General features: G+C 68.5%; 5 protein-coding genes. 1 reads left to right on the top strand and 4 read right to left on the bottom strand.

What is annotated here, in order from left to right; genetic code table 11:
* Positions 1-131: 131 nt before the first annotated feature.
* On the bottom strand, positions 132-995 hold the full coding sequence (locus Q0R23_RS18300) for an SDR family NAD(P)-dependent oxidoreductase (RefSeq protein ID WP_293915412.1): 864 nt from the start codon (positions 993-995) through the stop codon (positions 132-134).
* A gap of 124 nt (positions 996-1,119) precedes the next feature.
* On the opposite strand from Q0R23_RS18300, the gene Q0R23_RS18295 reads away from it, so the two are divergent.
* Positions 1,120-1,683, top strand: coding sequence for a TetR family transcriptional regulator (locus Q0R23_RS18295; RefSeq protein WP_293915410.1), 564 nt, complete (start codon positions 1,120-1,122; stop codon positions 1,681-1,683).
* A gap of 8 nt (positions 1,684-1,691) precedes the next feature.
* Here Q0R23_RS18295 and Q0R23_RS18290 read toward each other — a convergent pair whose 3' ends face one another.
* From Q0R23_RS18290 to Q0R23_RS18280, 3 genes are all read right to left on the bottom strand, one after another.
* Positions 1,692-2,819, bottom strand: coding sequence for a DUF58 domain-containing protein (locus Q0R23_RS18290; RefSeq protein ID WP_293915408.1), 1,128 nt, complete (start codon positions 2,817-2,819; stop codon positions 1,692-1,694).
* Positions 2,820-3,767 (bottom strand): MoxR family ATPase, encoded by a 948-nt coding sequence (locus Q0R23_RS18285; RefSeq protein WP_293915406.1) that lies wholly within the window; start codon positions 3,765-3,767, stop codon positions 2,820-2,822.
* Positions 3,760-5,138, bottom strand: a 1,379-nt coding sequence (locus tag Q0R23_RS18280; RefSeq protein ID WP_293915404.1) for a DUF4129 domain-containing protein, incomplete at its 5' end; no start/stop codon positions are given. The genes Q0R23_RS18285 and Q0R23_RS18280, both read right to left, overlap by 8 nt.

Raw genomic sequence — 5,138 nt, 5'->3', positions numbered from 1 at the left:
TGGCAGGCCGGGGCGTGGGGCGCATCGGCAGGGTGGCTGATCCGCCCGATGCTCACCCCCAGCCGCACCACGTTCATGTTGCCGCGCAGGATCAGCCGGTCGGCGTAGTCGCGATGATCGCCGCCGGTTCATCAGCTTCGGGGAGGCGTCACCGGAAACTGGAGCCGCATCAAGGCGTCCCACAACCGATCACTGGAAAGTCGCCGCAGCATGAGGTAGAAGTGGCCGCTGAGCCCGACGACCATCCGGGAGCGCGGCCTCGCGGCGCTGGCTGCCTGTACGATGGCCTGCGCGACCTGAATCGGCTGGATAATGCCCGGCGCGCGACCCGCGAACATACGCTCGACCACCCGGTTCATGTTGCGATTGAATGAGGCGTAGGGGCTCTGTGCGCCAGTCTGGCGTACCGTCTGGCTGAGCTTGCCCGCGAATTCGGTATGCACGCCAGTCGGCTTGATCAGCACCACCCGAACTCCAAACGGTGCGACCTCCATTCGCATGGCGTCCGACAGGGCCTCAACGGCGTATTTGCTGGCGTGGTACGCCCCGGCGCCCGGCGCAGTGAAGCTGCCACCAACAGAGCCGACGTTGATGATGCGTCCCCACCCTTGTCCCCGCATCCCCGGCAGCACCAACTGGCTCAGCCGGAGGGGGCCAAACACGTTGGTCTCGAATTCTCGCCTGACCTCGACCAGATCGAGTTCTTCGGTAGGACCGTTCAGGCCGTATCCTGCATTGTTGACGAGCACGCTGACCGGGCCAGTCTCCGCGTTGATCTGCGCCAGCGCAGCCACCATTGAGGCTTCATCCGTGACATCAAGGCGTACCGTGCGCAGCCCAGATGCCTCAAGCCGCTTTAAATCCTCGGTTTTCCGGGCTGAAGCGTAAACGGTAAAACCCGCTGTGGACAGCGCCGTCGCTGCTGCCAGGCCAATACCACTTGAAGCTCCGGTGACCAGCGCCACCCGCTCACCCGGTTGCTGACTTCGCGTCATCGTCGCTCCTCCTGCGCCTCGTGCCTGTGAAAAACGCCACGTCATAGGCAAATGTAAACGGCTGTTTACACGCCGAGTTTAAAGGGCGGATGCAGTGTTGTCAACGGCTGTTTACACTGAGCGAATGTCTCCCCCTCCACCCGCTGGCCACACCGCAGCACTGACCCGTGCGGCCCTCTTGAAAGCGGCCAAACGGCAATTCGCGGCCAACGGTTACGCCCCCACCGGGCTGCGTGACATCGCAGCGGCGGCTGGAGTCAACGTCGCCCTGGTCAACCGCTACTTCGGTTCCAAGGATGAGTTGTTCCGGCAGGCCGTGAGCGAGCAGTTTTCAGTGGCGGCGTTTCTGGGCGGTGAGCGAGCTGATCTGGGTTTTCGGCTGGCTGCTACCGTCTTGAGCAAAACTGAGGAGTCCAGCGACCTTGATCCGTTGCTGGCGCTGCTGCGGTCGGTGACCGGTGAGCCAGCGACTAGCCTTCTGCGAACCAGCTTGGATCAGCAGTTTGTCGCGCCGCTGGCTGAATGGCTGGGAGGTCCGCAGGCTCAGACCCGCGCCGGGCTTGTTGTCGCTCACTTGATGGGCTTGGCGATGACCCGCTTTGTCATTCAGAGCCCGGCGCTCACGCACGACCCGGAGTTGGTATTAACGCTCAGTGCGCGTCATCTTCAAGCGCTCATTGACGATTGAAGCATTCCTCAACCCCCCAGCCGAATCACGCTCATATTCCCGCGCAGCACGAACACCAGCACGCCCGCGCCTTGCAGCACTCCGGCCCGCGCCTCCAGCTTTTTGAGTTGCGGCGGCAGCCCGGCCCACTGGCGGCGCGGCGACTCGCCCGGCTCCAGGTAAAAGCCCTCCGGAATGGCGACGATCACCACCCGGCTGGCTCCGGCGCGCGCGAGCATGGCCGCCCTGACCAGCGGCTCCGGCGCCGTTTTCGTCAGCACGATCAAATTGCTGCCGGGCCGGGGCGTGGGAATGCTGAGCGCCTGGCCAGCGGAGGTGGGCTGCATTCGCGCCAGGCGACTTAAAGCCAGTTGCAACGCCTCCGGGCTGCTGCCAGGCGGAGAAGTTCCAGCATCGTCACTGACGCTCACCGGCAAGCCCAGTTCCAGCGCCTCGCGGACCAGGCTGGCGGCCAGCCGCACGGCGCTGTCCAGATAGATCTCGCCGCCGCTGCGGTCCAGGTGCAGTTGCAGGCTGCTCTGGGCGGTGCGCTCCAGCTCGCGGACCATCACGCTGCCCGTTCGCGCACTCAGCCGCCAGTGGATGCGGCCCGGCGGGTCGCCCGGCACATACGGCCTGGCGCCGCGCAGACTGATCGGGTCGTCCAGGCCCAGCGCCTGGCTCAGCTCGCCCTCCGAGAGCAGCGGGCGCAGCAGCGCGGGCAGACTCAGAGCGTGCGTGCCGGGGTAGACCGTCAGGCGGCTGACCGTGGACGAGTCTGCGGGCAGCTCGGCGCTTCGCCAGAACAGCCCGAAGGGATCGGCCCAGTGCAGCCGGGGCGGCGCCCACTCGAACTCGCCGCGCCTGCCCAGGGTCAGCCGCGTGCGGTGCTCGATGCTCTCACGGCCCCAGACCAGCCCGCCCACGCCCAGGCTGCTCTCCGGTACGACGCTCAGCGGTGCGGGGTCGTCGAGTCGGACACGGGTCGGTAGCCGGGTGCTCAGCGTCAGGCGCACCGTCATCTCGGTGGAGCGGCCCTCGAAGCCCTGGGCAGGCAGCTCGCGCACGAGTTCGGCGCCCGGTGCCCGCCGCCACAGCGCCCAGACTGCCGCCAGCATCAGCAGCAGCAACCCGGCGTACAGCAGCGTCAGCAGCATTCAGACCCCAGCTTCCACCGGCCCAGACTCGACGGGTACCGGCACCTCGGCCAGCACGGCCTCCACCACCGCTTCGGGTCGGCCCCCGGTCAGGCGGGCTTCCGTCGTCAGGCTCAGGCGGTGAATCAGCACGATGGGCGCCGCCGCCTTGAGGTCGTCCGGCGTCACGTAGCTTCGCCCAGAGAGGTACGCCAGCGCCTGCGCCACCGCCTGAATACCCAGGCTGGCACGCGGCCCGCCGCCCAGCCGCACCGCCCTGTGCTGACGGCTGCGGGCGACCAGCTCGGCGACGTAGCGCTGCAATTCCGGCTCGACCCGCACGGCCCGGACCTGCGCCTGGGCGGCCAGCAGGTCGGCGGGGCCAGCCACGCTCCCCAGCGACTCAATCGGGTGGCGCCCCTGCAACCTGGCCAGCATCTGCGCCTCCTCATCCACACTGGGATAACCCACCGAGAGCTTGACCAGAAAGCGGTCCAGTTGCGCTTCCGGCAGCCGGTAGGTGCCCTCGAACTCGATGGGGTTCTGGGTGGCGATCACCACGAACGGCGCTGTCAGGCGGTGGGTCACGCCGCTTTCAGTCACCTGGCCCTCGCCCATCGCCTCCAGCAGCGCCGACTGGGTTTTGGGGGTGGCCCGGTTGATCTCGTCGGCCAGCAGCAGCCCGGTGAAAATCGGGCCGGGCACGAAGGTAAACGCCCCGTTCTGGTAGACGCTCACGCCGGTCACGTCGCTGGGCAGCAGGTCGGGCGTGAACTGGACCCGCTTGAAGCCCAGCCCCAGGCTGAGCGCCAGTGCCCGCGCCAGCATGGTCTTGCCGGTGCCGGGCGCATCTTCGAGCAGCACGTGGCCCCCGGCCAGCACGCTGGCCAGCGCCAGCCGGGTCACCTCCGCCTTGCCGACCAGCACGGTGGCGACGTTGTTCAGAATTCGGGCGGTGAAGTCAGTCATGGGGCGCCTCGCTGGAGTGCTGCTGGACGGTTTGGATGATGTGCGCGGCGGCAGTCTCGGCCAGGTCGGCATCGGCCTGGTCGGCATCGGTCTCGCCCACCACACCACCGTAGCGCACCGGCTGGTAGAGGGCGCTCAGGGTGCTCAGTTCGGCGGCGGCGTCAGGGAGCGCCTGTGCCCAGCGGCGCGTCGCCTCCTGCGGCGTCTCGCTGGCACTGCGGCCCAGCCCTGACCGGCTCAGCTCGCGCTCGGCCCGCTGCCAGGCCAGCCGGACCCGGTGCAGCGGCGCGGGGGGCGGTGGGGCGGATGGTGGTAAAGCGGGTGCTTCGTCCAGCGCCTCGCTCTCTTTCCCCGCCAGCGCGGTGCGGGGCGGCTGAAGCTTCCACAGCAGCACGGCCATAGCGCCGAAGATCAGCACCGCCAGCACGGCCAGGACGTTCAGAAACAGAGCGCCGCCGGGACTCTGCACCGTCGTCTCTAGGCTGGGCCGGACCGGCGCACCCGCTTCTGTCGGTAGCGTACCGGTAACCGCCTCGCCTGCCGATCCGCCACCGCCACCGCGCACGCCCAGGCTGAGGATGAGCAGCATGATGAGCAGCGCTGCCATGCCCGCCACCGCGACGTAATCGGTCCAGTTGCTCTTGCCCTCGATGAGTTTCTTTGCCTGCGCCCGCCGCAGCGTCAGCCAGATACAGATCACCAGCAGCAGGCCCGCCAGCGGCGTCAGGGTCTCGAACAATGCGGCTGAGCTTCCCCGCACCACGCTGCGGGTGCGCGGCCTGAGTGGCCCCGGCCCCCCGGTGACCTGCGGCAGTGGCTGAGAGGCAACGGGCCTCGGCGGCGCAGGTACGGCAATGCTGGCTGGACTCCTCGTGACTGGTGTGGGAGTTGGCAGCAGCAGGCTCAGCGCACCGACGACGGCCACCAGTCCTATCACGGTGCCCAGCACGCCCACCAAAGCGGCGCCTCGCTCCAGCGAGCGGTGGGCGCGGCTGTCCATCCCCGCCAGCGAGAGGGCGCTCAGCAGCAGCGCCGCCAGTCCAATTGGGGTCGGCGCCACCAGCAGCACGACCAGGCCGGGCACCATGCCTATCCAGCGCCCGCCTTCCAGCACGCCCAGGCTCAGCAGCGCCCCGGTGCCCAGCGCCAGGCCATAAGCCCAGAAGGTGCCGGTCAGGTACAGGTTCGGCCACTGGGTCAGCGCCGCCGCCGTGGCGCCCAGCACGACCAGCAGCCAGCCGACGCTGCGGCTGTCGTCGCTGAGCCGGGCCAGCGTCAGCGCCAGCACCTGCGCGGCGCAGATAGACCACGGCAGCAGTCCCAGCGCCGTCAGCGGCAGCAGCACCGAGAGCCAGGGCCGCAGCGAGGAGG

Origin of the sequence: Deinococcus sp., assembly GCF_025362455.1 — a bacterium.
Classification (GTDB): Bacteria; Deinococcota; Deinococci; order Deinococcales; family Deinococcaceae; genus Deinococcus.
Note: the sequence above shows the minus strand (reverse complement) of the source record. Positions and strands in the feature narration are given on the sequence as shown.

What these genes read in the sequence shown, in the direction of transcription:
- Q0R23_RS18285 (WP_293915406.1), bottom strand. Translation starts at nt 3,767, where the DNA reads ATGACTGACTTCACCGCCCGAATTCTGAACAACGTCGCCACCGTGCTG.
- Q0R23_RS18295 (WP_293915410.1), top strand. Translation starts at nt 1,120, where the DNA reads ATGTCTCCCCCTCCACCCGCTGGCCACACCGCAGCACTGACCCGTGCG.
- Q0R23_RS18300 (WP_293915412.1), bottom strand. Translation starts at nt 995, where the DNA reads ATGACGCGAAGTCAGCAACCGGGTGAGCGGGTGGCGCTGGTCACCGGA.
- Q0R23_RS18290 (WP_293915408.1), bottom strand. Translation starts at nt 2,819, where the DNA reads ATGCTGCTGACGCTGCTGTACGCCGGGTTGCTGCTGCTGATGCTGGCG.